The organism is Sulfitobacter sp. M85 (genome assembly GCF_029285915.1).
GTDB classification, from domain to species: Bacteria; Pseudomonadota; Alphaproteobacteria; order Rhodobacterales; family Rhodobacteraceae; genus Sulfitobacter; species Sulfitobacter faviae.
The window spans coordinates 255,848-279,934 of sequence record NZ_JABECQ010000001.1 but is presented as its reverse complement, the minus strand read 5'-3'; the positions used below and the strand labels follow the sequence as shown (position 1 = coordinate 279,934).

Below are 24,087 nucleotides of genomic sequence, written 5' to 3'. Positions count from 1 at the left end.
GTATTACTCCGCTGCCAGTTTCATGTTGCCCGTCACATCGCGGGTCGCTTGAAGAAGGATATCAAAGCCTTCGCGCATAACCTTCTCCGGCGTGGTGAGCGGGGCAAGATATTTTACGATCTCGTCGTTCGCGCCCGATGTTTCGATCACGAGGCCCAATTCATAGGCACGCGCGCAGATGGCACCGGCCAGCTCGCCCGAGCCGACGTCGACGCCCTGCATCAGGCCGCGGCCTTTCAGTGTGGCGCCGTCGACCAGATCGGCCACATCCTTAAGCGCGGTGGTCAGCAGCACGGCCTTCTCGGCCAGCGACTTTTCGAAGGTGTCATCGGACCAGAACTTTTCGATCGCGACGCGGGCGGTGACGAAGGCATGGGTGTTGCCCCGGAAGGTGCCGTTGTGCTCGGCTGGCTTCCAGATGTCATGCTCCGGCGCGATCAGCAGGGCTGCGAAGGGCAGGCCGAAGCCGGAAAGCGATTTCGCTTGGGTGATCATGTCAGGCTTGATGCCGGATGCTTCGAACGAGAAGAAGCTGCCCGAACGGCCACAGCCGGCCTGAATGTCGTCGATGATCAGCAGCGCGCCGTGTTTGCGGGCGATCTTCTCGATGCCCTGCATCCATGCGTCGGAGGCCGCGTTCAGACCGCCTTCGCCCTGGATCGGCTCAAAGATAAAGGCCGCAGGGGCGTCGATGCCCGAAGACGGGTTCGACAGCATCGCGTCGATCATCTCCAGCGTGTCGACGTTTTCGCCCAGCGAACCCTCAAACGGCATATGGGTCACATCCGCCAGCGATCCACCGCCCGCGCCGCCGCGCTTGCCAGCGTTGCCGGTGAGCGCCAGCGCGCCCATGGTCATGCCGTGAAAGCCGTTGGTGAAGGAGATGACGTTCTTGCGGCCGGTCACCTTGCGCGCGAGTTTGATCGCGGCTTCGACGGCATTGGTGCCGGTCGGGCCGGTCATCATGACCTTGTAGTCCATGCCGCGCGGCTTGAGGATTTTTTCCTCATAGGCAGTCAGGAAGGCGGCCTTCGTCTCACTGTGGAAGTCGAGGCCATGGGCGATGCCGTCATTGGTGATATGCTCGATCAGCGCGGCTTTCATGTCCGGGTCGTTGTGACCGTAGTTCAACGAAGAGCAACCGGCGAGGAAGTCGATGTAGCGGTTGCCCTCGGCGTCGAACATCTCCGACCCGCTGGCGCGGGTGAAAACGGCGTTCATGCCACGGCAGTAGGAGCGGGCTTCGCTCTCGCGGCGGGTAAAGATGGTCGTGTTCTGTGCCATGTCTTTAGGCATAGGGATATCCTTTCTCTTTGAGAGAATTCATCGTGTCGATTGTCAGAAGGGGGTTTAGGCCGCGCGCTTGACCGCATCGCTGCTGGGCAGCGTGATGGTCACCATATGCTCGGTGTCATGGGCGCCGTCGAAATGGGCGTCCTTGGTGAAATGCGGCGCATCGGAAAGCTCGCCGCCCACGGTATTGGCAAAGCTGCGGAACAGGCCCCAGGAGGCGTCGTTGTCGCGGGTGATCGTGGTCTTGAGGGTTTTCGCGTCCGCGGTCTCTACGCGGTTGACCAGTTCAAGGAGCATCGTCTTGCCCAGTCCCAGCCCGCGGGCTTTCTCGCTGACAGCGACCTGCCAGACAAAGAAGGCGTCCTGTGACGGGATCATATGGCCGGAAATCCAGCCCACGATCTCACCGTCCAGTTCCGCCACCACGCAGGTGTCGCGGAAGTGGTCGGCCTGAATGAGGTTCGCATAGAGCGAGTTTTCGTCGAGCGGCTTGCAGTCGCGGATCAACCGCCAGATCGCGGCTCCGTCCTCGGCATCTGGCTTACGCAACTTGGGTGTGCGGGCTTTTGTCATGTCGAGTTTCTTCTGCATCCGTTCGGGGCTCCCTTGATTGTTCGATAGGCTAAGTAAGCCATCCGCGGTATTAGTTCAACAATCAAAGCAAAATACCTGAAAATACGCTAATAGCGTGGTTTGGCAGCCATACTGATGTGCATTTTTGTTTCGATTTTTGAATGAAGTTTGCCTGTTTCGCTTAGGTGTACTAAGCGTTTTCGAGCCGTTTTCACCGATTGCCGGAAATGCCCCCAATGTGCGAGGATGCACCATGACGCAAAAACACCCCGACCGGGTCGACGAATCCCTGATCGCCCTGCGCCGCATCCTGCGGGCCACTGAACTTTATGCCCGTGACCTCGCGCAGGCCGCAGGGGTCACGCCCGCGCAATTGCGGGTCTTGCAGATCGTGGGCGAGAAGACGGACCCGACAGCCAAGATGCTCGCCACCCAGATGGGGGTGAGCCAGGCCACGGTGACTGCGCTGGTAGACAAGCTCGTGGCCCGGGGCCTCGTGACGCGTCTGACCTCGGCGCAGGATCGGCGGCAAACCAACATCAGGCTGACCCAGCAGGGCGAAGATGTGCTGGAGGAAGCCCCCGATGCGTTGCAGCAACGCTATGTCCGCGCCTTTGCCGATCTGGCCGATTGGGAACAGGCGCAGCTTGTTTCCTCACTCGAGCGTGTCGCGGCGATGCTGAACGTCGACGACCTTGATGCGGCCCCGGTGCTGGCGACCGGCGAATTGCGCACCACCAAGAAGGCTTACTGAACGGGCTAGCCCGCGCGCCGGGCCAAACCCTTTTGCAATTTGCGCCATTCCCTATATAGAGACCCATCCCTAGCCAGTGAGTCTTTGCAATGTCCGCTTCCGCGCCCATCACTCAAGACGTGATGACCATCCCCCGCAAGCAGCCCGAGGGACCGATCAACCTTGTCGGTCTGACCCGTGACGCCATGCGCGACGTGTTGATCGCCAATGGCACGCCCGAGAAACAGGCGAAGATGCGCGTGGGTCAGATCTGGCAGTGGATCTACCAGTGGGGGGTGCGGGATTTCGACTCCATGACCAACCTCGCCAAGGCGTACCGCGCTCAATTGGCTGAAAAATTCGTGATCGAAGTGCCCGAGGTTGTGACCCGCAAAGTGAGTGAGGACGGCACCCGCAAGTACCTCGTCCGGATCGCGGGCGGCCATGAGGTCGAGGTGGTCTATATCCCCGAGGAGGGCCGCGGCACGCTTTGCGTCTCAAGCCAAGTGGGCTGCACGCTGACCTGCTCCTTCTGCCACACCGGCACCCAGAAACTGGTGCGCAACCTCACGGCGGGCGAGATCATCGGCCAAGTCATGGTGGCGCGCGACGATCTGGGCGAATGGCCCGAAATCGGTGCGCCCAAGGATGAGACCCGGCTTCTGAGCAACATCGTGCTCATGGGCATGGGTGAGCCGCTCTATAACTTCGAGAACGTGCGCGACGCGATGAAGATCGCCATGGACGCCGAGGGCATCCAGCTTTCGCGCCGCCGTATCACGCTTTCGACCTCGGGCGTCGTGCCCGAGATCCACCGCACCGCCGCCGAGATTGGCTGCCAGTTGGCCGTGTCTTTCCATGCCACCACCGACGAGGTGCGCAACAAGCTGGTGCCGATCAACAAGCGCTGGAACATCGAGGCACTGCTCGAAGCCCTGCGCGCCTATCCCAAGGTGAGCAATTCCGAACGGATCACCTTTGAATACGTGATGCTCAAGGACGTGAACGACAGCGACGAAGACGCGCATCGCTTGGTCAAGCTGATCGAGGGCATCCCGGCCAAGATCAACCTGATCCCCTTCAACGAGTGGCCCGGCTCGCCCTATGAGCGGTCGTCGAACAACCGCATCCGGGCCTTCGCCAATATCATCTATCAGGCCGGCTATGCCTCGCCGATCCGCACACCGCGGGGCGAAGACATCATGGCGGCCTGCGGTCAGCTCAAGTCGGCGACCGAGCGCGCGCGCAAGTCGCGCAAACAGATCGAAGCGGACGCGGGTCTGGGCGGTTAAACCAGCCCGGCGCGGTCCCGCGAAAGCGCTTCTTCAGTAACACCCTCGGCGGCGATGTCGCCGGGGATTTCCGCGCCTCGCACCAATGCCGCCGCGGCGCGGGCGAGCGCCGGGGCGGTCTGGATGCCATAGCCGCCTTGGCCAGCAAGCCAGAAGAACCCCTCACCCTCAGGATCATAGCCCGCCACCGGATCGCCATCGGGCAGGAAGCTGCGCAGCCCGGCCCAGCGGCTTTCGATGCGCGGACGTTCGAGGTCGAAGGCGGTTTCGATCCGGTCGATGCAGATCGCGATATCCAGTTCCTCGGGCTGCGCGTCGCAGGGGGGCGAGGGCGTGGCGTCAGCCGGAGAGATCAGCAGCTTGCCCGCATCGGCCTTGAGGTAGAACTGCTCGTCAATATCCACGACCATCGGCCAACGGTCCGGCACCATGCCCTCGGGCGGGGCCACCGTCAGCGCCGTGCGGCGTTTCGGGGTGAGGCCCGCAGGTTTTAACCCGGCCAGCGTGGCGATCTCATCCGCCCAAGCCCCTGCGGCATTGACGATCACCGGCGCGTGGAAGGTGCCTTGGTTTGTGTCGACCTGCCAGTCACCCTCTTTGCGAAGCGCCTGCACCTCGGCCTTGGTTTGCAAAACGCCGCCCGCCACGCGGAAGGTCTTGAGGTAATGTTGATGCAGCCCGTTCACGTCGATATCCGCCGCCGAAGCGTCCCGCAGCCCGCCGGTGGCATAGCCTTTGCGCAGCAGCGGCACGAGCGTAGCCACCTCGGCCCCGCTCAGCGGGGTGACATGGGGGCCCAACTCCTCGGCGGTGCGGGCGAGCGATGTCTGCTGGTCCTGCCGCGCGACGAAGACCGCGCCGCGGGGTTCCAGCAGCGGATGCGCCAGATGCGGGCTGGCAGGGTCGTGAAAGAACGCGGCAGAGGCACGAGAGAGGGCGCGGATCACCTCAGGTCCATAGGTCACCGTAAACAGCGCGGCAGAGCGGCCCGTGGTGTGATAGCCCGGCTGGCTTTCGCGCTCCAGCAGCAGCACCCGGCGGTCGCTGGACAGTTCAGCGGCGACAGAGGCGCCCGCAATGCCCGCACCGATCACGATGCAATCGAAACCTGTCGTTGAATTGTTCATACTCTGCCCTCTCTGCGCAGAGGCTAGCACCGCCCGCGGCGGGGCAAAAGGGCCGAAGCGCGGTCCGCCTCTGCCCCTGCGGGCAATCGGATGAATCCGCCATATTGTTGCAATTGCATGAAATTTTCGCCCGGCGCGGCAAAGCCGTTGACCGAACGCCCCGCCCGGCGCAGTCTGTCACAAAGGGCGCATGCGGTGATGCCGAACGCGCCCCGACCCACAGGAGTGCTGCCCCATGTCCGAACCGACCCTTTCCAGAACCCTTCCCGCGCTGACGCTGGCCTTTGGCCTGATGGCCTCGGCTTCCGCCGCTGCCGAGCTTGTTCTCGGCATGCAGCAGGAGCCCACGTCGCTCGATCCCACGGCGGATGCCACCGCCTCCATCGACAGCATGATGACGCAGAACGTCTTCGAATCGCTGACCATCGTGGCCGAGAACGGGGAAGTGCAACCCAATCTCGCGACGTCTTGGGAGGTGTCGGAAGACGGGCTGACCTATACCTTCACACTGGCCGAAGGCGTGACCTTCCACGACGGCAGCACGCTCGACGCCGACGATGTAGTCTATTCCTTCGACCGCGCCATGGGTGAAGACAGCGTGAACCCGTCGAAGGACATTTTCGAGCCGATCGAAAGCGTCAAGGCCGTGGATCCCCAAACGGTCGAGATCACGCTCACGAACAAGGATGCCTTCTTCCTGTTCAACATGGGGCAGGGTGACAGCGCCATCGTGGCTTCGGAAAGCGTGGAGACCAACAACGCCAATCCGGTGGGCTCCGGCCCCTTCAAGTTCGACAGTTGGACTCGCGGCGACCGGCTGACGCTGGTCAAGAACCCCGATCACCGCGATGCGGATGACGTGGCGCTCGACAAGGTGGTCTTCCGCTTTATCTCCGACCCCGCAGCCGCCACTGCGGCGATGATGGCCGAAGAGCTCGACGCTTTCCCCGGCTTCCCCGCGCCGGAACTGCTGCCGCAGTTCGAGGCCGACCCGCGCTTCCGCGTCAACGTCGGCTCGACTGAGGGCGAAGTGATCCTCGCCATGAACAACGCCAAGCCGCCCTTTGACAACGTCGAGGTGCGCCGCGCCGTGGCCACCGCCATCGACCGTGACGAGATCATCGAGGGCGCGATGTATGGCCAGGCCGTGCCGATCGGTAGCTTCTACCCGCCGCATGGCACCGCCTATGTCGACCTGACGGACGCCTATCCGCATGACAGCGCCAAGGCCGAGGAGATGTTCGAGGCGGCGGGGGTCGCGGGGGCCACCATGACCCTGCGCGTGCCGCCGTTCCCTTACGCCACTCGCTCGGCCGAAATCATCCAGAACCAGCTGTCGGAGGCCGGGATCGACGCTAAGGTCGAGAATGTCGAATGGGGCTTCTGGATCGATGAGGTCTACAAGAAGAAGAACTACGACATGACCATCATCGCCCACACGAGCCCCAACGACATGGGCAACTTCGCCCGCGGCCCGGACTACTTCTACGGCTACGACAATGCCGAGATGACCGCGCTTTGGGAGAAGATCCAAACTGAGGTCGACGCCGAGGCGCGCAATGAACTGCTCAAGCAGGGCCAGCAGATGCTGTCCGACCAGTCGGTGCATGGCTTCCTGTTCCAGCTGCCTCTTTTGGGCGTCTTCCGTCAGGAGGTCGAAGGCTACTGGTCCTCCTCGCCCGTGCTCTACATGCCGCTGAAGAACGTGCGCATCGCCGACTGACCTGAAACGGCCGCGGTGCCCCCGGCACCGCGGCTCTTGGACCTGACTTCGTGGCCTATTTCCTCTTCCGCCGCACGCTCGGTTTCGTGCTGACCCTGCTCGCCGTCTCGCTCGTCGTCTTTGCCGTGATGAACGTGCTGCCGGGCGATCCGGCGCTGACCATCCTTGGCATGGACGCGAGCGAGGATGCCATCGCGGCACTGCGCGAACAGCTGGGGCTGAACGAGCCGCTGGTGACCCGCTATGTTTCGTGGGTCTGGAACGCGGTGCAGGGGGACTTTGGCCTCAGCCATTCCTTCCGCGTACCGGTCTCGGAGCTCATTGCCGAACGACTGCCGATGACGATCTCTCTCGCCGTGGCGGGGATGCTTGTAACGCTGGTGCTGGCGCTGGGCCTTGGCATCACGGCGGCGGCGCAGCATGGGCGCGCGGGCGACTGGGGGGTGATGTTTCTGAGCCAGCTCGGCATCGCGGTGCCCGCCTTCTGGCTGTCGATCCTGCTGGTGATGCTCTTTGCCGTGAAGCTGCGCTGGCTGCCGCCCGGGGGCTTTGCGGGCTGGGACGATCCGGGCGCGGCGCTGCGGTCGCTCATCCTGCCCACGGTGGCGCTGGCGCTGGTGCAATCGGCGGTGCTGGCGCGGGTCACGCGCTCCTCGGCGCTGGAGGTCATGCGGCAGGACTTCGTGCGCACCGCGCGGGCCAGTGGGTTGTCGCGGCGGCGGGTGCTTTGGCGGCATGTGCTGCCCAATGCGCTGGTGCCGATCGTGACCATCGTGGGCATGCAATTCGCCGCGTTGGTCACCGGCACCATCGTGATTGAGAACGTCTTTTACCTGCCGGGGCTGGGGCGGCTGATTTTTCAGTCCATCGCCAACCGTGACCTGCCCACGGTGCAGGCGCTGGTGATGCTTTTCGCCGCCATCGTGGTGACGGCGAATTTCGTGGTCGACCTGCTTTACGTGGTCATCGACCCCCGGCTGAAGGCGCGGGCATGAAGCGGCTTCCGGCGAATTTCCTGCTGGGGGCACTGCTGGTCAGCCTCGTCGTCGGGGTGGCGGCGCTGTCGCTCGTCTGGGCCCCGCATGACCCGCAGGCGATGTCGATCGGCACCAAGTTCGCCCCACCGTCTACGGAGCATTGGCTGGGCACCGATCAACTGGGCCGCGACGTGGTGGCGCAATTGATGGCGGCGGCGCGCAACTCAATGACCGTGGCGCTGGTGGCGGTGCTCTTGGGCGGCAGCATCGGCGTGGGGCTGGGGCTTCTGGCCTCCGCGCTTGGCGGCTGGGTCGAGGATGCGGTGATGCGGCTCGCCGACTTGGGCTTTGCCTTTCCGGCGCTGTTGTTCGCGATCATGCTGGCGGCAGTCTTCGGGCCGTCGCTGACCAATGCGGTGTTGGCGATCTCCTTCATCAACATTCCCATTTTCGCCCGCGTCACCCGCGCCTCGGCGAACCAGATATGGACGCGCGATTATGTCGCCGCTGCGCGGGCCGCCGGGCGCGGGCGCTTCGCGATCAGCCGCGACCACATCCTGCCCAACGTCGCCGCGGCGGTGATCGTGCAGGCCACCATCGAGTTCGCCGTGGCGATCCTCGCCGAAGCAGCGCTGAGCTATCTCGGCCTCGGGGCGCAGCCGCCCGCCTCGAGCTGGGGGCGGATGCTGTCGGAGGCTCAGACGCTGATGTACCTCGCCCCGCAACTGGCGATCTATCCGGGGCTGTGCATCGTCGTGGCCGTGCTGGGCTTTGGCCTGCTGGGCGACGGGCTGCGCGACATCACCGATCCCCGACTGGTGCGCGCGCGATGATAGAGCTTAGCAATCTTTCGATCCATTTCGGCACTGCCGTCGCCCTGCGCGACGCCAATCTGGTGATCGAGCGCGGCGACCGTTTGGGGGTCGTCGGCGAAAGCGGTTCGGGCAAGACGCTGCTGGCGCTCTGTCTGATGGGCATGGCCCCCGAAAGCGCGCGGTTGACCGGACAGCTACGCATCGACGGGCAGGACATGGCCGACGCATCTGAGCGCGATTGGCAGAGGCTGCGCAGCCGCCGCGTGGCGATGGTGTTTCAAGAACCGATGGCGGCGCTCAATCCGCTGCGTCGGGTGGGCGACACGGTGATGGAGCCGATGTTGCTGCATGACGGGCTGACACGCAGCGCTGCCCGTGCCCGCGCCCTGAGCCTGTTCGAAGAGGTGGGCATTCCCGATCCCGACCGTCGCCTGCGGCAGTTCCCGCATGAGATGTCCGGCGGCCAGCGCCAGCGGGTGCTGATTGCGCTGGCGCTGGCCTGCAACCCGATGCTGCTGATCGCGGATGAGCCGACAACCGCGCTCGACGCCAATGTGGCGCTGCGGATCACCGACCTGCTGCAACGGCTCGCGCGGGAGCGGCAGATGGCGCTGGTTTTCATCAGCCATGACCTCGCCGCTGTGGCGCGGGCGACCGAGGACATCGTGGTGATGTATGCGGGCGATATGGTCGAGCAGGGCCGCACGGCAGAGGTGCTGGGCACACCTGCGCATCCCTATGCCAAGGGGCTCTTGGGCGCGCGGCCCGATCCGGGCGTGGCGGGGCGGGATGCCCAAGGAAAACGGCGCAGGCTGCCGACCATTCCGGGCGCGGTCCCGCCGCTGCAGGGGCTGCCGCAGGGCTGCCGTTTTGCGGGGCGCTGCCCGGTGGAGCTGCCTCATTGCGCCGCGCAGCGCCCAGACTTTGTGCAGACCGACGCGGGGCGTGCCGCCGCCTGTCACCTGCTGACGGAGGGGCGCCATGACTGACGCGCCGCTTTTAGAGGTCCGCAACCTGACCCGCCGGTACAAACTGCCGCGCCAAAGTCTGCTGCGGGGCCCGCCGGTGCTGACGGCTTTGGAAAACGCCTCCTTCTTGCTGCACGCAGGTGAGACCTTGGGCGTGGTCGGGGAAAGCGGTTCGGGCAAATCCACATTGGCGCGGCTGATCATGGCGTTTGAGCGTCCGGACGCGGGCGCGGTGCTGTTTAGGGGGCGCGATCTGCATGGGCTCGGGGGGCAAGAACTACGCAGCCTGCGGCGCGATTTTCAGATGGTGTTCCAAGACCCTTTCGGCTCGCTCAACCCGCGCCGCCGTGTCGGCTGGTCCATCTCCGAGCCGCTGCGCGCCAATGGTGAGACCGAGGATATCCCTCGCCGCATCGCCGAAGCCTTGGAGCAGGTCGGGCTGCATGCCGCCGATGCGGGCAAATATCCGCATGAGTTCTCGGGCGGGCAGCGCCAGCGCATCGCCATCGCGCGGGCCATCGTCACCCGCCCCGCGCTTCTGGTCGCGGATGAGGCGGTCTCGGCCCTTGATGTCTCGGTTCAGGCGCAAATTCTCAACCTTCTGATGGACCTGCAGGATGATCTGGGCCTCGGCATGGTCTTTATCAGCCACGACCTTGCGGTGGTCGGATCGATCTGCGACCGGGTGCTGGTGCTGCAGCATGGCAAGACCTTGGAAAGCGGTGCGGCGGCAGATGTGTTGCGCAGCCCCGAGCACCCTTATACGAAAACCCTGCTGACAGCCGCAGGAGTACGCCCATGACCCGTTTCGTCCACCTGACCGACCTGCATATCTCGCATCCCGATCTGAACGACCCGCATCTGCACAGCGACACGCCCGCCACCCTGCGCCGCGCGGTGGATGTGATCAACGCGATGGAACCTCAGCCCGATTTCGTGGTGGCCAGTGGCGATCTGACCAACCATGGCGACCAGCAAAGCTATGAGCTTGTGCGCGAGATCATGGAACCGCTGAAAGCGCCGCTGGTCATGGCCCTCGGCAACCATGACAAACGCGATGGGTTCAACGCGGTCTTTGCGCCGGGGCTGGCCGATGCGCCCTATTTCCACGACGCGCCGCAGGGCGATCTGCATGTCATCACGTTGGACAGCAGCGTGCCGGGCAAGGTGGCCGGGGCGCTGGACGACGCGCAGTTCGAGTTTCTGGAAGCCGCGCTTGAGCGTCATGGCGATCTGGCGAAACTCTTGGTGATCCACCACCCGCCGCGCATTGATCCCGCGGCCCTCGCATGGGGCAGTCTGGACGCAGCGAGCAGTGCGCGTTTGGCCGAGGTGTTGAAGGGGCAGCGCGTGGCGGGCATCCTCTCGGGCCATGTGCATGTGAACCGGGTGAGCCATTGGCACGGCATTCCGGTGGTGATTTCCAACGGGCTGCACTCCACTGTCGATCTGACCGAAACCCGCGATCTGCGTATCATGGAGGGAACCGGATTCGGCATTTGCGAATGGCATCCCAGCGGGCTGAGTGTTTCCTTTGCCCCGCTTGACCCGACGGCGTCTGAACTGGCGCGGATCGACCGCGCGCAGCTAAAATCCTTTGAGTAGAATGACATCCACCCCCGCTGGCCGCAGCCTCGCGCCCTGCGCCGCGGTGCAGTAAAAAAATTATTGTTGACCCTCAACCTTTTTAATTTCACACAGCGAGACATGAAAAGGCTATACCCGGCATGAGATCGGGCCGCTGTTCACGGGGAGGGTGAATTTGCTGACTGCCAATGGCGACAGTGTATCGACGCTTGGCGCGCGTATGCGCAAGCAACGTCATCGTTTGTCCCTGACTTTACAGCAGTTGGGCGAAGCCTCTGGCGTGTCGGTCGGGTATCTGAGCCAGGTGGAGCGGGGCCGGGCCACGCCTTCGCTGGGCACCCTGTCGCAGATCGCGGTGGCGCTTCAGGTCGATGTCAGTTTTTTCATCCATACGCCCAAGACCCAAGACAGCCTGACCCGCGCGGCTGAGCGTCCGCGCTTTGCCGTTTCGGGCTCATCCATCGAATATGAAAAGATCGGTGCGGATTTCCCGGGCCATGAGCTGTCCTCCTACATCATGAACGTGCCGCCGGGCTATGCCTCGGAAGAGGTCGTACATGAGGGCGAAGAGGTGATCTATATCCTTGAGGGAGAGATCGCGCAGGTCGTCGATGGGGGGGAGCATATTATGCGGCCCGGCGACAGCCTGCATTACCTCGGCAGCAGCCCGCATTCGTGGTCCAACAAGACCGACAAGCCCGCCCGCGTGCTTTGGGTCGGGCGGATGCAATATGAACAGGCTACTGGCGCCAATAGAATACGTCCGAATGAAGGGGCAGTCGCCACCGCATTCGCGTCGTCTCGCCCGTAAGGGCGTATCACCTGCGGCGGATACCCCGTTGCCAAGAAACAAACCAACCAGGAGAGAGAATATTATGTCTTTTACAACGAAATTGGCCACCGGTGCCATGCTGGCGGCCCTTGGAGCCTCGGCGGTATCGGCCCAATCGCTGGTCTATTGCTCCGAAGGCTCGCCCGAGGGTTTTGACCCCGCGCTGTACACAGCCGGCACCACATTCGACGCCTCCAGCCACCCGATCTACAACCGTCTGGCTGAGTTCAAAGTCGGCACGACCGAAGTCGTGCCCGCGCTGGCCGAAAGCTGGGAAGTTAGCGAAGACGGCATGACCGTGACCTTCAAGCTGCGCAAAGGTGTGAAATTCCACTCCAACGACCAGTTCACGCCGACACGCGATTTCAACGCCGACGACGTGATCTTCAGCTTTGACCGTCAGGGCAACGAAGAAAACCCCTATCACACCGTCTCGGGCGGCACATGGGAATACTACGGCGGCATGTCCATGCCCGATCTGATCGAAAGCATCGAGAAGGTCGACGACTACACCGTGGCCTTCAACCTGACCCGTCCCGAAGCGCCCTTCATCGCGAATATGGCGATGGACTTCGCTTCGATCGTGTCCAAGGAATATGCTGACGCGATGATGGAAGCGGGCACACCTGAAATGGTGAACCAAGCGCCCATCGGCACTGGCCCGTTCAAATTCCAAGCTTATCAGAAAGACGCGGTCATCCGTTACCTGCGTAACGACGACTACTGGGGCGATGCGGCCAAGGTTGAAAGCCTGATCTTCGCGATCACGCCTGACGCCTCCGTGCGCTACCAGAAGGTGCAGGCGGGTGAGTGCCACGTGATGGCATATCCGAACCCGGCTGATGTTCAGGCGATGAAAGACGCCGAAGACATCGTCGTGATGGAGCAAGAAGGTCTGAACGTGGGCTATCTGGCCTATAACACGCAGGTCGCGCCCTTCGACAACGCCAAGGTCCGCAAGGCCCTGAACATGGCGATCGACAAGCAGGCGATCATCGACGTGGTGTTCCAAGGCTCCGGCGAAATCGCCAAGAACCCGCTGCCGCCGACCATGTGGTCCTACAACGACGCCATCGAAGACGACAACTATGACCCCGAGGCCGCCAAGGCGATGCTCGAGGAAGAGGGCGTCAGCGATCTGTCAATGAAGATCTGGGCGATGCCGGTTCAGCGTCCCTACAACCCCAATGCCCGCCGTATGGCCGAGCTGATGCAGGAAGACTTCTCCAAGGTTGGCGTCGATGTCGAAATCGTCTCCTACGAATGGGGTGAGTATCTGGAGCGTTCCAAGTCCAAGGACCGTGATGGCGCGGTGCTGCTGGGTTGGACCGGTGACAACGGCGACCCAGACAACTTCCTCGCGGTTCTGCTGGGCTGTGACGGTGTCGAGAAATCCAACCGCGCCCAGTGGTGCAACGAGGAATTCGACGCGCTGATCCAGAAAGCCAAGGTTCTGCCGACCCAAGAAGAGCGTGCGCCGCTTTACGAAGAAGCGCAGGAAATCTTCAAGGACCAAGCGCCTTGGGCCACCATCGCGCATTCGGTCGTCTACATGACCATGCGCCCTGAGGTTGAGAACTATGTCGTGCACCCGCTGGGTGGCCACATCTTCAACCAAGTTGGCCTGAAGCAGTAACACTGCCGCTTTGACCAAAGGGGGCGGCATCCTGTGCCGTCCCCATTTTATTAACCTCGCCAGCCCGAAAGCCAGCCCATGTCCCCTTCGCTGAATGATCGCCTGTCGGCCTATGCCGATATCGCCGCCGACCTATCGGTCGATGCCGTGGCGCTGGTGCCCGGCCCGAATTTCACCCGCGCCGTCGACCATGCCTTCATGAGCCACGAACGCCCCTTTGTTCTGGTGATCCCCGCCCGCGGCCCCGCCGCCGCCTTGGTGCCGAACCTTGAACTGGGCAGTTGGGAGTTGGTCGGTTTCGACGGGGCCGTTTTCGATTGGCGCGACCAGACGGGCTATGACGATGCCTTCGCCGCGCTGATGCAACATTTGAACATCACCTCGCTCGCCGTTGAAGGCCAAGTGATGCGCGTCTTCGTGCATCACGCGCTGAAGAAAGCGCAGCCCGATCTGCGGATCATCGACGCCGAGCGTGAGATCTCCGCCCCCCGCATGATCAAGACCGAGGCCGAGGTCGCAGCCCTGCAAAAAGCCATCGACATTTCCGAACGCGCCCTGCGCGCCACGCTGGATAGCGTGAAGCTCGGCCAGACCGAGAAAGAGATCGAGCAGAAACTGGTGCAGATGGTCTTTGCCGAAGGGGCCGACGATCTGTCCTTCGCCCCGATCGTCGCCGCCGGTGACGGCTCGGCCCGCCCGCATGCCAAGGCGCGTGAGGATTACCGCGTCAAAGCAGGCGATGCGCTGCTGATCGACTTCGGCGCGCGGAAGGACGGCTTTGCCGCCGACATCACCCGCACCGTTTTCCTTACCCATGTCAGCGACGAGGGGCGCGCCGTGTACGACACCGTGCTGCGCGCCAACCTTGCCGGGCTGGAGGCCACCCGCGCAGGCGTCACCGCGCATGAGATCGACGATGTGGTGACCGGGGTGCTCGAAGCCTCTCCTTTTGCCGACCGCATCCGCACCAAGACCGGCCACGGTCTGGGCCGCGATGTGCATGAAGCGCCTTATATCATGCGCGGCAACCACATGACTTTACCCGCCGGAACGGTGTACACCAACGAACCCGGTCTCTATGAGATCGGCAACTTTGGGGTGCGCATCGAAGATGACGTGCTGATTACCGAAGATGGCTACAAATCCCTGACCAACTTTCCGAAGGAACTGATGGTGCTCCCGTGCTGAAATATGTCTTGTCGCGCCTTGCGACCTTCATCCCCACCTTTATCGGCGTCACGCTGATATCATTCGCCTTCATCCGCTTGCTGCCCGGCGACCCGATCGTCGTCATGGCCGGTGAGCGCGGCATTTCCGAAGAACGCTATCTGGAGCTACAACAGCAGTTTGGCTTTGACCGGCCGATCTATGTGCAGTTCTGGGATTACTTCACCGGCGTGATACAGGGGGATTTGGGCACGTCCTTCGTGACCAAACGCCCGGTCTGGGATGAGTTCTTCTCGCTTTTCCCCGCCACGCTGGAGCTGTCGCTCTGCGCGATGATCTTCGCCGTGGCCTTGGGCCTGCCCGCAGGGGTGATCGCGGCGGTGAACCGGGGCAAGTTCTTTGACCGGGCGCTGATGTCGACCGCGCTGGTGGGCTATTCGATGCCGATTTTCTGGTGGGCGCTGCTGCTGATCATCGTCTTTTCCGGTAACTTGGGTTGGACGCCAGTCTCGGGTCGGATCGACCTGCTCTATTACTTCCCCAATGCCACCGGCTTCATGTTGATCGACAGTCTCGCCTCCGGGCAGGACGGGGCGTTCCTCTCGGCACTGCGGCACCTATTGCTGCCGACCATCGTGCTGGGCACCATCCCGCTGGCAGTGATCGCGCGGCAGACCCGCTCGGCCATGCTCGAAGTGCTGGGCGAAGACTACATCCGCACCGCACGGGCCAAGGGCATGTCCTCGGGCCGGATCAACGGCATCCACGCCCTGCGCAACGCGCTTATCCCCGTCATCACCGTGATCGGCCTCTCGGTCGGCACGCTTCTCGCGGGCGCCATCCTGACCGAGACGATCTTTAGCTGGCCGGGCATCGGCAAGTGGATGGTCGACAGCATTTTCCGCCGTGACTACCCGGTGGTTCAGGGTGGCCTTCTGCTCATCGCCGTCATGGTCATGGTCGTGAACCTTACCGTCGACATGCTTTACGGCATCATCAACCCCAAGATCAGGAAACGCTAATGGACGACGCACTCTCTGCCGAAGCCGAAATGGTGCACGCGCGCCCCGGTCGCCTGCGCGAATTCTGGTTCTATTTCCGTGAAAACCGCGGGGCCGTGATTGGCCTGTGGATCTTTGCCGTCTTCGCCTTTCTGGCGCTCTTCGGCCCATGGATCGCCCCGCATGACGCGACCGAGCAGTTCCGCTCGGCCACCCTGCAACCGCCCGCGTGGCAAGAGGGGGGGACGTGGAACCACATCCTCGGGACCGATCCTCTGGGCCGGGACATGCTCTCGCGGCTGATCGTCGGCGCGCGCTATTCCTTCTTCGTGGGCATCGTGGTGGTGACCATCGCCGCCTCGGGCGGGATCATCATCGGCCTCATTTCGGGCTTTGCGCCCAAGTGGGTCGACACGATCATCATGCGGATCATGGACATCATCTTGGCCTTCCCGTCGCTCTTGCTGGCTTTGGTGCTGGTGGCGATCCTCGGGCCATCGCTGACCAACGCGATGATCGCCATCGCCATCGTGCTTCAGCCGCATTACGTGCGCCTGACCCGGGCGAGCGTGATCTCTGAGCGCCAGAAGGACTACGTCACATCGGCCCGCGTCGTGGGGGCAGGCACGCTGCGGCTTATGGTCGTGACCGTGCTGCCGAACTGCCTTGCGCCGATCATCGTGCAGGCCGCGTTGTCGTTTTCGACCGCGATCCTCGATGCCGCCGCCTTGGGCTTTCTCGGCATGGGCGCACAGCCGCCGACCCCCGAATGGGGCACCATGCTGGCCGAAGCGCGCGAGTTCATCCTGCGCGCATGGTGGGTCGTGACCTTCCCGGGTCTTGCGATCCTCGTCACCGTGCTGGCGATCAACCTCATGGGCGACGGTCTGCGCGACGCCCTCGATCCGAAACTGAAGCGGAGCTGATTGATGTCTCTATTGCGTATCCGCAACCTCTCGGTCGATTTCGCCACCGCCTCGGGCAAGTTCCGCGCGGTCGACAGTGTCGATCAGGATGTCGACACGGGCGAGATCCTCGCCATCGTGGGCGAAAGTGGCTCGGGCAAGTCGGTCTCCATGCTGGCGCTGATGGGGCTTCTGCCCTGGACCGCCACCGTGACCGCCGATGAGCTGACCTTCGACGGCCACGACCTGCTGACAATGGACAAACGCGCCCGGCGCAAGATTGTTGGCAATGATCTGGCGATGATCTTTCAAGAGCCGATGTCCTCGCTCAACCCCTGTTTCCCGGTGGGCTGGCAGATCAAGGAATCGCTCCGCGTGCACCTTGGCCTGAACCGGGCCGAGCGGCACAAGCGGGCGATTGAACTGTTCGAACAGGTCGGCATTCCGGACCCGGAAAAGCGCCTCTCGGTCTTTCCGCACCAGATGTCGGGCGGGATGAACCAGCGCGTGATGATCGCCATGGCGATTGCCTGCAAACCGAAGCTTCTGATCGCGGACGAGCCGACGACCGCGCTCGACGTGACCATTCAGGCGCAGATCCTCGACCTGCTGACCTCGCTGCGCGACGAGACGGGTATGGGGCTGGTGCTGATCACCCATGACATGGGCGTGGTGGCCGAAACCGCCGAGCGCGTGAGCGTGCAATATGCCGGTCAGAAGATCGAAGAGCAGCAGGTGCTGCCGCTCTTCCGCGAACCGCACCATCCCTATACGGCGGCGCTGCTGGACGCGCTGCCAGAACGCGCCACGGAGAAACGTCTGCCGACGATCCCCGGCGTGGTGCCCGGTCAGTTCGACCGGCCCGCGGGGTGCCTCTTCTCTCCGCGCTGCAAGTTCGCCAACGACAAATGTCGCGCCGAGAACCCGCCGCCCTTGGGCGAAGACCTCGGAAAGGCGCGTTGCTTCTATCCGCTCAACACCAATGAAAGGGCCGCGTCATGACTGCCCCCGTAATGACCGCCGACGCGCTGCAGCGTCACTATCAGGTTGGTGGCGGCTTCCTGCGCAAGACCCAGACATTGAAGGCCGTCGCGGGTCTCGATTTCGAACTGCACCCCGGCAAGACGCTGGCCGTGGTGGGTGAAAGCGGCTGCGGCAAGTCGACGCTGGCGCGCATGGTCACGATGATCGAGGAGCCGACCGCAGGCTCGCTGACACTCGATGGCAAGCCGGTGCGCCCCGAGGATTGGGCCGACCTGCGCCAGCATGTGCAGATCGTGTTCCAAGACCCCTACGGCTCGCTCAACCCGCGCCAGCAGATCGGGACGATCCTGCAAGAGCCGTTGGTCATCAACCGCAAGGACATGTCCAAGAAGCAGCGCGAGGAGAAGGCACGCGAAATGCTGCGCCTCGTCGGTCTGCGGCCCGAGCATTACGACCGCTACCCGCATATGTTCTCGGGCGGTCAGCGACAGCGCATCGCGGTGGCCCGGGCGCTGATGCTCGACCCAAAGGTGCTGGTGCTGGACGAGCCTGTCTCCGCGCTCGACCTGTCGATCCAATCGGCGATCCTGAACCTGCTGGTGGATCTGCAGGAGAAGATGGATCTGGCCTATCTGTTCATCAGCCACGACCTGTCGGTCGTGCGTCACGTCGCTGATGACGTGATCGTCATGTACCTCGGCCGCGCGGTCGAGAAGGGGCCGAAGGACGAGGTTTTCGACAACCCGCGCCATCCCTATACAGCGGCGCTGCTCTCTGCCACACCGCGCGCGGACCCCGAAGGCGGCAAGGAGCGCATCAAGCTGCAGGGCGAATTGCCCTCGCCGCTGGCGATCCCCGACGGTTGCCCCTTCGCGCCGCGCTGTTGGAAAGTGCAGGATGTCTGCCGGAAAGAGCGCCCCCCGTTGGAGGGCGCACCGCATCCGGCGGCTTGCTACTTCCCCGTCGACGAATGAGGCGGGCGCGGGTGGCTCAGACCACCTGCGCCACCACCCCGATGCAATCGCCCATCTTGACCAGCCCCGGCACATGCCGGGCGGTCAGGATGCCGCTGAGTTGTGCATAGGCCATGATCGCTGGCTGACCGCTGCGGTCACTGGGCCAGAGCCGGGCGATGGGCTGACCCTCGGTCACCGCGTCACCCAGATCGACCAGCGGCTCCAACAGGGCCGTGGTCTCGCTAAAGGTGAAGCAGCGCCCGTCGGGCATGTCGAGCATCACGCTTTCGGCCACCTCCGGCTCCCCTTGCAGAATGCCCGCATGGATCAGCAGATTGCGCGCGCCTTTGCGCGCCACGGCGATGCTCTTGGCCGTCGATGTGCCCGCGCCCCCCAACTCGGTGGTGACAAAGACCTTGCCCTGCTCCTCGACCTCGGTGTCGAACATGCCGCGGCTGTCGATCTCTAGCATTTTCATGGAGTAGGGCGCGTTGAACGCCTCCATCGCGGCCATGCAAGCGGCCTCCTGCCGCTTGTCGGGCAGGATATGCGCAGCGGCGAAGGGCAGGAAATCCAGCGTCCGCCCGCCAGAGTGGTAATCCAGCACAATATCGGCCAGCGGCACCAGTTCGGTGGCGATGTAATGCGCGATCTTCTGGGTCACCGTGCCGCCCGGGCTGCCCGGAAAGCTGCGGTTCATATTGCCGCCGTCGATGGGCGAGCAGCGGCGGCCTGCGGCGAAGGCGGGTTGGTTCATCATCGGCAGGATGATGACGCGACCGGTGACCTGCGCCGGGTCCAGTGTGGCGGCCAGTTCCTGCAAGGCAATCGGGCCTTCGTATTCATCGCCGTGGTTGCCGCCGGTCAGCAGCGCCGTGGGGCCGTCGCCGCCATTGATGACGGTGATGGGGATCATCACAGACCCCCAAGCGCTGTCGTCGCGGCTGTAGGGCAGGCGCAGGAAACCGTGATGCGCGCCGGGTTGGTCAAGCGGGATGGTCGGGGTGATCGGATTGCTGGTCATGCGGAAACAAACAACTTTCGCGGTGTGGTGCAGAAACATTCGTGGCCGGTCTCGGTGATGCGGATCGGCTCGGTGATCTCAAGCCCGCCATCGTCAAGCCAAAGCGCGGGCATGAAATGGAAGGTCATGCCGGGCTCTAGGATCGTCTTGTCGCCACGGCGGAAAGAGATGGTGCGCTCCCCCCAGTCCGGCGGGTAGCTGATGCCGATGGCATAGCCGCAGCGGCTGTCCTTCTCGAATCCCGCCTTGTTCAGCGTGGCGTTAAAGGCATTGGCGATATCCTCGGCCCGGTTGCCGGGTTTGGCCTGTTCGAGACCTGCGTCAATCGCATCCAGCACGGCGCTTTCCGCGTCGCGGTATTTCTGCGGCACATCGCCAAAGAACAGCGTGCGCGACTGGGGGCATTGATAGCGCCGATGCGCGCCTGCGATCTCAAAGAACGTCGCCTCGTTGGGCTGCATGGGCCGGTCGTCCCATGTCAGATGCGGGGCTGTGGCGTCCATGCCCGAGGGGGCCATGGGCACGATAGCCGGGTAATCCCCCCAGAACCCCTGTGCGCCGCGAATGCCGGTGGCATAGATCTCGGCCACCAGATCGTTTTTGCGCATGCCGGGCACGGCCACTTCGAGAATGCGGACGTGCATTTCCTCTACGATGCGGGCGGCGCGTTCCATGTACTCGATCTCGCGCTCGGATTTCACGGCGCGTTCCCAGTTCACCAGCGCGGTGGCATCCATGAAGGTCACCTTGGGCAGCTTGGCCTTCAGCGTGTCATGGGCGCGGGCGGAGTAATAGTAATTGTCCATCTCGACGCCGATGCGGGCCTGCTCCAACCCCATTTCGCTCAAGAGAGCCGAGAGGTCTTCCATCGGGTGTTTCTCGGGGTTCTGGACGTAGCTGTCGTCATAGCCGCGAATGCAGTCGTCCTCCATGAAGACCGTTCGCCGGGCGCCAAGCGCATCCATGCCGCGGCCCCACCAGACCGGCTCCCCCTCATGGGTCAGGATCACCGCTTGGTAAACATAGAACGACCAACCGTCATAACCCGAGAGCCAAGACATGTTCGACGGATCGCTGACGACGATGGCATCGAGATTACGCGCGGCCATGGTCTTGCGCGTTCGGTCGACCCGGCGCTGGTACTCGCTGTTTGTAAAATTCGCCTCATAAGTGGTCATAGGCCAGCCCCTTTCATGTCTGGTTACCCGAATAATGCGATCCGGCCAGAGGGGCCGGGATCACGGAATGATGCCTTGTGCATGGGCGCTTGGCATGTCGCAGTCGAACAGACGGCCATAGCCATCGGGGCGGCCCGAAAGCCCGCCCATCCGTTGCAACGCCCAGCACAGCGCTTGGTTAGAGGTCACGACGGGCTTGCCCAGCCGTGCTTCGATCCGGTCGATCACGTCAACGCCGCGCAGGGAGGTGCAGGAGAGGAAAAATGCCTCTACTTCCGCGCCATCAAGCGCAGCGGCGCCGTTTATGATGCTTTCGTCGTCGATCCGCGCCATGTCGCGGTCGTCTTCCAATGCGAAGGCCCCGTTGCGCATGACCTCTAGCCCCTGATCGTTGAAATAGGTGGCCAGCGGCGCGGCGGTTTCGGGCAAATAGGGGGTCAGCATCGCCACCCGCGTCACGCCAAGCGCGGCAAAGCCCGCGATGGCGGCGGAGGCGGGGGTGATGACGGGCACGCCGGGCAGCCCCTCGCCAATCGCCTCGCGCACTGCCGGGTTGCCGATGGCGACCGAGGCCGAGGTGCAGCAAAAGGCGATGGCCGACAACTGGATGCCCGGCACCAAAAGCGCGGCGGTGCGGGCCATATCGGGGGTCATGGCGCGCAGCCGTTCGGGGGTGGTGGGGTTCTCAAAGGCGATCCGCGCCACATGCAGCGCCGCCTGCGCCGGGTCGATCAGCCGCGCGGCGTCGCGTTCAAAGGTCATGTCGGTCGACAGCAGCATCGCCCCCAGCCGCACGGGGTCATCATCACGCAAACGGCAACCAAGCGTCTCGCTTTGCACAGGGGGTGTCACCTGAATATTCCTTTGACCTAGACGACAAGCACGGGGCATTTCGCGAGCCCCGTAACCTTGTGAGAGACCGAGCCCAAGAGATAGCTGTCGCCCGTGGCCCCAAGGCCGCGCGAGCCAATGACGATCAGGTCAACCTCATGTTTCTTGGCAAATTCCGTTACCGCCCGCGCGGGGCGGCCAGAGCGAACGAAGGCGCGGACATTCTCGACGCCCGCGTCTTTCATCAGTTGCTTGCCGTGGGTGATAATCTCGGTCGCATGGGCCTGCATGGCATCGTCGATATTGCCCGGATCGTTCACCCGCACCATCGAGAGCGAGGCCTCCAGCATCGAATGATGCCGGTAGATCGTCAAAAGCGTCACTTTCGCCCCGGTCAGCTTGGCCATCTCTGCCGCCTTCATCAGCGCGCGGTCGGCATTCACCGAGCCGTCATAGGGGGCGAGGATATGGGTGAACATGACGCTCTCCTCTTATTTCGCAAAGGCCAGATCGCGCAGGAACAGGGCGATCTGCGGGAAAAAGATCAGGGCAACCGAGACGCTCAGCAGCATGATGATGAAGGGCGGGGTGCCGCGGATGACCTCCATATAGGGCCGTTTGAAGACCGCGATGGCGGTGAAGATGTCACAGCCAAAGGGCGGCGTGGCCGAGCCGATGGCGACTTGCAACGTGATGACCGTACCGACCAGCACCGGGTCGAGGCCAACCGAGTCCACGACCGGGGCGAAGATCGGCACGAAGACGAGGATCACGACGATGGGGTCCACGAACATACAGCCGATGAAGAAGGCCGCCGAGATCACGAAGAGCACGCCAATCGGCCCCATGCTGTCGATCCCGATGCCGGTTAGCACCGCTTGAGGAATTTGCGCGAAGGAGATCACCCAAGAGAATGCCGCACCCGCCGCGACGAGGATGAAAACCACGGCGGTAATCAGCCCGGTCGATTTCGCGGTTTCATAGATGCCGGCAAAGTCGATTTCCCGAAAGACGATCATCTCAAGGAAAATGGCATAGAGCACGCAGGCCGCCGCCGCCTCGGTTGGGGAGAAGACGCCGCCGTAGATGCCGCCGATGATGATCGCCGGGAAGCCCAGTGGCCAGAGCGCTTGGCGCACCGCGCGGAAACGCTCGCCCCATGTCGCTTTCTCTTCGGTGGGGACGTTATGGCGGTAGGCGTAGATCACGGAATAGACCGAGAAGAGCGCGAGGATCAGCAGCCCCGGCCCGATGCCCGCGATGAAGAGTTCGGCAATCGACGTGTTGGAGACGACGCCGTAGATGATCATCCCGATGGAGGGCGGGATCAGGAAGGCGATGTCGGAGGAGTTCACGATCAGCGCCAGCACGAAACTGTCTTTGTACCCGGCCTTGAGCATCCGGGGCCGCAGCGGCGAGCCAACGGCGACGACCGTCGCCTGTGTGGAGCCCGAGACCGCGCCGAACATGGTGCAAGCCGCAGCGGTGGCGACCGCGAGACCGCCCTTCATATGGCCGACGAAGGACATCACCATATCGATCAGCCGCCCGGCGGATTGGCCGCGCGTCATGATGTCGGCGGCAAAGATAAACATCGGCACGGCAATCAGTGAGGCGGGTCTGACCCCTGCCATCATCTGCTGCACCATCGTCTCAAGCTGGCCGAAACCGCCGAAGAGCGAATAGAAACCGACGAAAGCCCCCACGATCAGCGGGATCATCATGGGAAAGCCGAGCAGCAGCAGAACGACCATGACAGAGAAAATGGTGACGGCCATGGCTCAGACCTCCCGCTCGTTGTCGTCGTAGCCTTCAAGAACGCTGGTCGACAGGTAAATATCTGGTTCAATGATGTTTTTGATCGCGGTCAGCAGGTATTGCAGCCCGGTCATGAAAAAGCCGAAAGGCACCCAGACCAGCGTCCACCAGACCGGCACTTGCAGCGCGGGCAGCAGGCGACCGCGTCCGGCTTGGGTCATGATGTATTGCAGCGCGTACCACGCGAGGCCGAACATGAAGACGGCGGTGACAAAGGCGATGAAGATCATCAGCATTTTGCGCGGGCGCGGGGGGAGGGCGTCGAAAATCGCCGACATGCGGATATGCCGCCCATGCCGCGCGGCATAGGAGATGCCCGCGAAAGTGATGAGAATGATCAGAACGCTGTTCAGCTCTTCGGAAAAGAAGATCGAGCTTTGAAAGACGAAACGGCCCACCACGTTGGCAATCGTATTGGCGGCCATCAGCAACACCCCAGCGGCGAGCATTACGGACTCAAGCCAGCTGATTGCGTTGTCGATCGTGCCCAGAGGGCCGGGGAGGGTGGATTTATAGGTGCCCACGGGGGCGTCATCGGTGCCGGTGGTATCTGTCTGAGATTGCAGTTGCGAACTGTGGTTGTCTTCCGTCACCGGCGTCATCCCGTAGATGGTTCAAATGGATCGCGTCAAAATAAGGTCACCCCCCGGCGATGCCGGAGGGTGAG

Annotated in this window: 24 protein-coding genes; 15 read left to right on the top strand and 9 right to left on the bottom strand. The window is 63.2% G+C overall.

Features of this window, described 5'->3' with window-relative positions; genetic code table 11:
- Nucleotides 1-3 precede the first annotated feature (3 nt).
- Together ectB and ectA are read right to left on the bottom strand one after the other, a co-directional pair.
- Nucleotides 4-1,296 (bottom strand): diaminobutyrate--2-oxoglutarate transaminase, encoded by a 1,293-nt coding sequence (gene ectB / locus HKX24_RS01465; RefSeq protein ID WP_271692607.1) that lies wholly within the window; start codon nt 1,294-1,296, stop codon nt 4-6.
- 54 nt (nt 1,297-1,350) lie between these two features.
- The gene (ectA, locus tag HKX24_RS01460; RefSeq protein WP_271692606.1) at nt 1,351-1,866 is read right to left on the bottom strand and encodes a diaminobutyrate acetyltransferase; all 516 of its coding nucleotides are present in this window, start codon (nt 1,864-1,866) and stop codon (nt 1,351-1,353) included.
- A gap of 253 nt (nt 1,867-2,119) precedes the next feature.
- Here ectA and HKX24_RS01455 point away from each other — a divergent pair, with 253 nt between their 5' ends.
- Entirely contained in the window at nt 2,120-2,620 is a 501-nt protein-coding gene (locus HKX24_RS01455; RefSeq protein ID WP_271692605.1) for a MarR family transcriptional regulator, read from the top strand.
- 89 nt (nt 2,621-2,709) lie between these two features.
- The gene (rlmN, locus tag HKX24_RS01450; protein ID WP_271692604.1) at nt 2,710-3,891 is read left to right on the top strand and encodes a 23S rRNA (adenine(2503)-C(2))-methyltransferase RlmN; all 1,182 of its coding nucleotides are present in this window, start codon (nt 2,710-2,712) and stop codon (nt 3,889-3,891) included.
- On the opposite strand, the gene HKX24_RS01445 is transcribed toward rlmN, so the two are convergent.
- Complete coding sequence (locus HKX24_RS01445) at nt 3,888-5,018, bottom strand: FAD-dependent oxidoreductase (protein WP_271692603.1); 1,131 nt, start codon at nt 5,016-5,018, stop codon at nt 3,888-3,890. The genes rlmN and HKX24_RS01445 overlap by 4 nt on opposite strands.
- Before the next feature lie 235 nt (nt 5,019-5,253).
- On the opposite strand from HKX24_RS01445, the gene HKX24_RS01440 reads away from it, so the two are divergent.
- The 13 genes from HKX24_RS01440 to HKX24_RS01380 all read left to right on the top strand — a co-directional run bounded on the left by HKX24_RS01440 (nt 5,254) and on the right by HKX24_RS01380 (nt 18,587).
- Nucleotides 5,254-6,741 (top strand): ABC transporter substrate-binding protein, encoded by a 1,488-nt coding sequence (locus HKX24_RS01440; protein WP_271692602.1) that lies wholly within the window; start codon nt 5,254-5,256, stop codon nt 6,739-6,741.
- 50 nt (nt 6,742-6,791) lie between these two features.
- Entirely contained in the window at nt 6,792-7,736 is a 945-nt protein-coding gene (locus tag HKX24_RS01435) for an ABC transporter permease (RefSeq protein WP_271692601.1), read from the top strand.
- Nucleotides 7,733-8,551: an ABC transporter permease gene (locus HKX24_RS01430; protein ID WP_271692600.1), complete on the top strand. Its 819-nt coding sequence runs from the start codon at nt 7,733-7,735 to the stop codon at nt 8,549-8,551. The genes HKX24_RS01435 and HKX24_RS01430 overlap by 4 nt, the downstream gene beginning before the upstream one ends.
- Complete coding sequence (locus tag HKX24_RS01425) at nt 8,548-9,522, top strand: ABC transporter ATP-binding protein (RefSeq protein WP_271692599.1); 975 nt, start codon at nt 8,548-8,550, stop codon at nt 9,520-9,522. Before HKX24_RS01430 ends, HKX24_RS01425 begins: the two co-directional genes overlap by 4 nt.
- Nucleotides 9,515-10,303 (top strand): ATP-binding cassette domain-containing protein, encoded by a 789-nt coding sequence (locus HKX24_RS01420; RefSeq protein WP_271692598.1) that lies wholly within the window; start codon nt 9,515-9,517, stop codon nt 10,301-10,303. Before HKX24_RS01425 ends, HKX24_RS01420 begins: the two co-directional genes overlap by 8 nt.
- Complete coding sequence (locus tag HKX24_RS01415; protein WP_271692597.1) at nt 10,300-11,106, top strand: metallophosphoesterase; 807 nt, start codon at nt 10,300-10,302, stop codon at nt 11,104-11,106. Before HKX24_RS01420 ends, HKX24_RS01415 begins: the two co-directional genes overlap by 4 nt.
- Nucleotides 11,107-11,257: 151 nt before the next feature.
- Nucleotides 11,258-11,899 carry an XRE family transcriptional regulator gene (locus HKX24_RS01410; RefSeq protein WP_346428972.1) on the top strand — a complete coding sequence of 214 codons (642 nt, stop codon included), beginning with the start codon at nt 11,258-11,260 and terminating at the stop codon, nt 11,897-11,899.
- Nucleotides 11,900-11,963: 64 nt separating this feature from the next.
- The gene (locus HKX24_RS01405; protein ID WP_067262570.1) at nt 11,964-13,556 is read left to right on the top strand and encodes an ABC transporter substrate-binding protein; all 1,593 of its coding nucleotides are present in this window, start codon (nt 11,964-11,966) and stop codon (nt 13,554-13,556) included.
- 78 nt (nt 13,557-13,634) lie between these two features.
- Complete coding sequence (locus tag HKX24_RS01400) at nt 13,635-14,744, top strand: Xaa-Pro peptidase family protein (RefSeq protein ID WP_168612860.1); 1,110 nt, start codon at nt 13,635-13,637, stop codon at nt 14,742-14,744.
- Entirely contained in the window at nt 14,738-15,745 is a 1,008-nt protein-coding gene (locus HKX24_RS01395) for an ABC transporter permease subunit (RefSeq protein ID WP_271692596.1), read from the top strand. Before HKX24_RS01400 ends, HKX24_RS01395 begins: the two co-directional genes overlap by 7 nt.
- Nucleotides 15,745-16,650, top strand: coding sequence for an ABC transporter permease subunit (locus tag HKX24_RS01390; RefSeq protein WP_271692595.1), 906 nt, complete (start codon nt 15,745-15,747; stop codon nt 16,648-16,650). Before HKX24_RS01395 ends, HKX24_RS01390 begins: the two co-directional genes overlap by 1 nt.
- Before the next feature lie 3 nt (nt 16,651-16,653).
- Nucleotides 16,654-17,631, top strand: a complete 978-nt coding sequence (locus tag HKX24_RS01385; RefSeq protein ID WP_067262560.1) for an ABC transporter ATP-binding protein — start codon at nt 16,654-16,656, stop codon at nt 17,629-17,631.
- Nucleotides 17,628-18,587 carry a dipeptide ABC transporter ATP-binding protein gene (locus HKX24_RS01380; protein ID WP_271692594.1) on the top strand — a complete coding sequence of 320 codons (960 nt, stop codon included), beginning with the start codon at nt 17,628-17,630 and terminating at the stop codon, nt 18,585-18,587. The genes HKX24_RS01385 and HKX24_RS01380 overlap by 4 nt, the downstream gene beginning before the upstream one ends.
- A 16-nt stretch (nt 18,588-18,603) precedes the next feature.
- Here the strand turns inward: HKX24_RS01380 and doeB are convergent, their stop codons facing one another.
- Genes doeB through HKX24_RS01350 form a run of 6 tightly spaced genes read right to left on the bottom strand, consistent with a single transcriptional unit; the run spans nt 18,604 to nt 24,022 of the window.
- The gene (gene doeB, locus HKX24_RS01375) at nt 18,604-19,593 is read right to left on the bottom strand and encodes a N(2)-acetyl-L-2,4-diaminobutanoate deacetylase DoeB (RefSeq protein WP_271692593.1); all 990 of its coding nucleotides are present in this window, start codon (nt 19,591-19,593) and stop codon (nt 18,604-18,606) included.
- Nucleotides 19,590-20,771, bottom strand: coding sequence for an ectoine hydrolase DoeA (gene doeA / locus HKX24_RS01370; RefSeq protein WP_271692592.1), 1,182 nt, complete (start codon nt 20,769-20,771; stop codon nt 19,590-19,592). The genes doeB and doeA overlap by 4 nt, the downstream gene beginning before the upstream one ends.
- Before the next feature lie 60 nt (nt 20,772-20,831).
- Nucleotides 20,832-21,623, bottom strand: a complete 792-nt coding sequence (locus tag HKX24_RS01365; protein ID WP_276153762.1) for an aspartate/glutamate racemase family protein — start codon at nt 21,621-21,623, stop codon at nt 20,832-20,834.
- A 17-nt stretch (nt 21,624-21,640) separates the two neighbouring features.
- Nucleotides 21,641-22,081: a universal stress protein gene (locus HKX24_RS01360; protein ID WP_067262549.1), complete on the bottom strand. Its 441-nt coding sequence runs from the start codon at nt 22,079-22,081 to the stop codon at nt 21,641-21,643.
- 12 nt (nt 22,082-22,093) lie between these two features.
- Complete coding sequence (locus HKX24_RS01355; RefSeq protein WP_067262546.1) at nt 22,094-23,380, bottom strand: TRAP transporter large permease; 1,287 nt, start codon at nt 23,378-23,380, stop codon at nt 22,094-22,096.
- A 3-nt stretch (nt 23,381-23,383) separates the two neighbouring features.
- On the bottom strand, nt 23,384-24,022 hold the full coding sequence (locus tag HKX24_RS01350) for a TRAP transporter small permease (RefSeq protein ID WP_271692590.1): 639 nt from the start codon (nt 24,020-24,022) through the stop codon (nt 23,384-23,386).
- Nucleotides 24,023-24,087 lie beyond the last annotated feature (65 nt).

Bases quoted from the DNA above. Each gene is read 5' to 3' on its own strand.
- HKX24_RS01425 (WP_271692599.1), top strand. From the start codon at position 8,548: ATGATAGAGCTTAGCAATCTTTCGATCCATTTCGGCACTGCCGTCGCC.
- HKX24_RS01455 (WP_271692605.1), top strand. From the start codon at position 2,120: ATGACGCAAAAACACCCCGACCGGGTCGACGAATCCCTGATCGCCCTG.
- HKX24_RS01355 (WP_067262546.1), bottom strand. From the start codon at position 23,380: ATGGCCGTCACCATTTTCTCTGTCATGGTCGTTCTGCTGCTGCTCGGC.
- ectB (WP_271692607.1), bottom strand. From the start codon at position 1,296: ATGCCTAAAGACATGGCACAGAACACGACCATCTTTACCCGCCGCGAG.
- HKX24_RS01350 (WP_271692590.1), bottom strand. From the start codon at position 24,022: ATGACGCCGGTGACGGAAGACAACCACAGTTCGCAACTGCAATCTCAG.
- HKX24_RS01400 (WP_168612860.1), top strand. From the start codon at position 13,635: ATGTCCCCTTCGCTGAATGATCGCCTGTCGGCCTATGCCGATATCGCC.
- HKX24_RS01415 (WP_271692597.1), top strand. From the start codon at position 10,300: ATGACCCGTTTCGTCCACCTGACCGACCTGCATATCTCGCATCCCGAT.
- HKX24_RS01445 (WP_271692603.1), bottom strand. From the start codon at position 5,018: ATGAACAATTCAACGACAGGTTTCGATTGCATCGTGATCGGTGCGGGC.
- doeB (WP_271692593.1), bottom strand. From the start codon at position 19,593: ATGACCAGCAATCCGATCACCCCGACCATCCCGCTTGACCAACCCGGC.
- doeA (WP_271692592.1), bottom strand. From the start codon at position 20,771: ATGACCACTTATGAGGCGAATTTTACAAACAGCGAGTACCAGCGCCGG.
- ectA (WP_271692606.1), bottom strand. From the start codon at position 1,866: ATGACAAAAGCCCGCACACCCAAGTTGCGTAAGCCAGATGCCGAGGAC.
- HKX24_RS01420 (WP_271692598.1), top strand. From the start codon at position 9,515: ATGACTGACGCGCCGCTTTTAGAGGTCCGCAACCTGACCCGCCGGTAC.
- HKX24_RS01440 (WP_271692602.1), top strand. From the start codon at position 5,254: ATGTCCGAACCGACCCTTTCCAGAACCCTTCCCGCGCTGACGCTGGCC.
- HKX24_RS01430 (WP_271692600.1), top strand. From the start codon at position 7,733: ATGAAGCGGCTTCCGGCGAATTTCCTGCTGGGGGCACTGCTGGTCAGC.
- HKX24_RS01405 (WP_067262570.1), top strand. From the start codon at position 11,964: ATGTCTTTTACAACGAAATTGGCCACCGGTGCCATGCTGGCGGCCCTT.
- HKX24_RS01380 (WP_271692594.1), top strand. From the start codon at position 17,628: ATGACTGCCCCCGTAATGACCGCCGACGCGCTGCAGCGTCACTATCAG.
- HKX24_RS01390 (WP_271692595.1), top strand. From the start codon at position 15,745: ATGGACGACGCACTCTCTGCCGAAGCCGAAATGGTGCACGCGCGCCCC.
- HKX24_RS01360 (WP_067262549.1), bottom strand. From the start codon at position 22,081: ATGTTCACCCATATCCTCGCCCCCTATGACGGCTCGGTGAATGCCGAC.
- rlmN (WP_271692604.1), top strand. From the start codon at position 2,710: ATGTCCGCTTCCGCGCCCATCACTCAAGACGTGATGACCATCCCCCGC.
- HKX24_RS01385 (WP_067262560.1), top strand. From the start codon at position 16,654: ATGTCTCTATTGCGTATCCGCAACCTCTCGGTCGATTTCGCCACCGCC.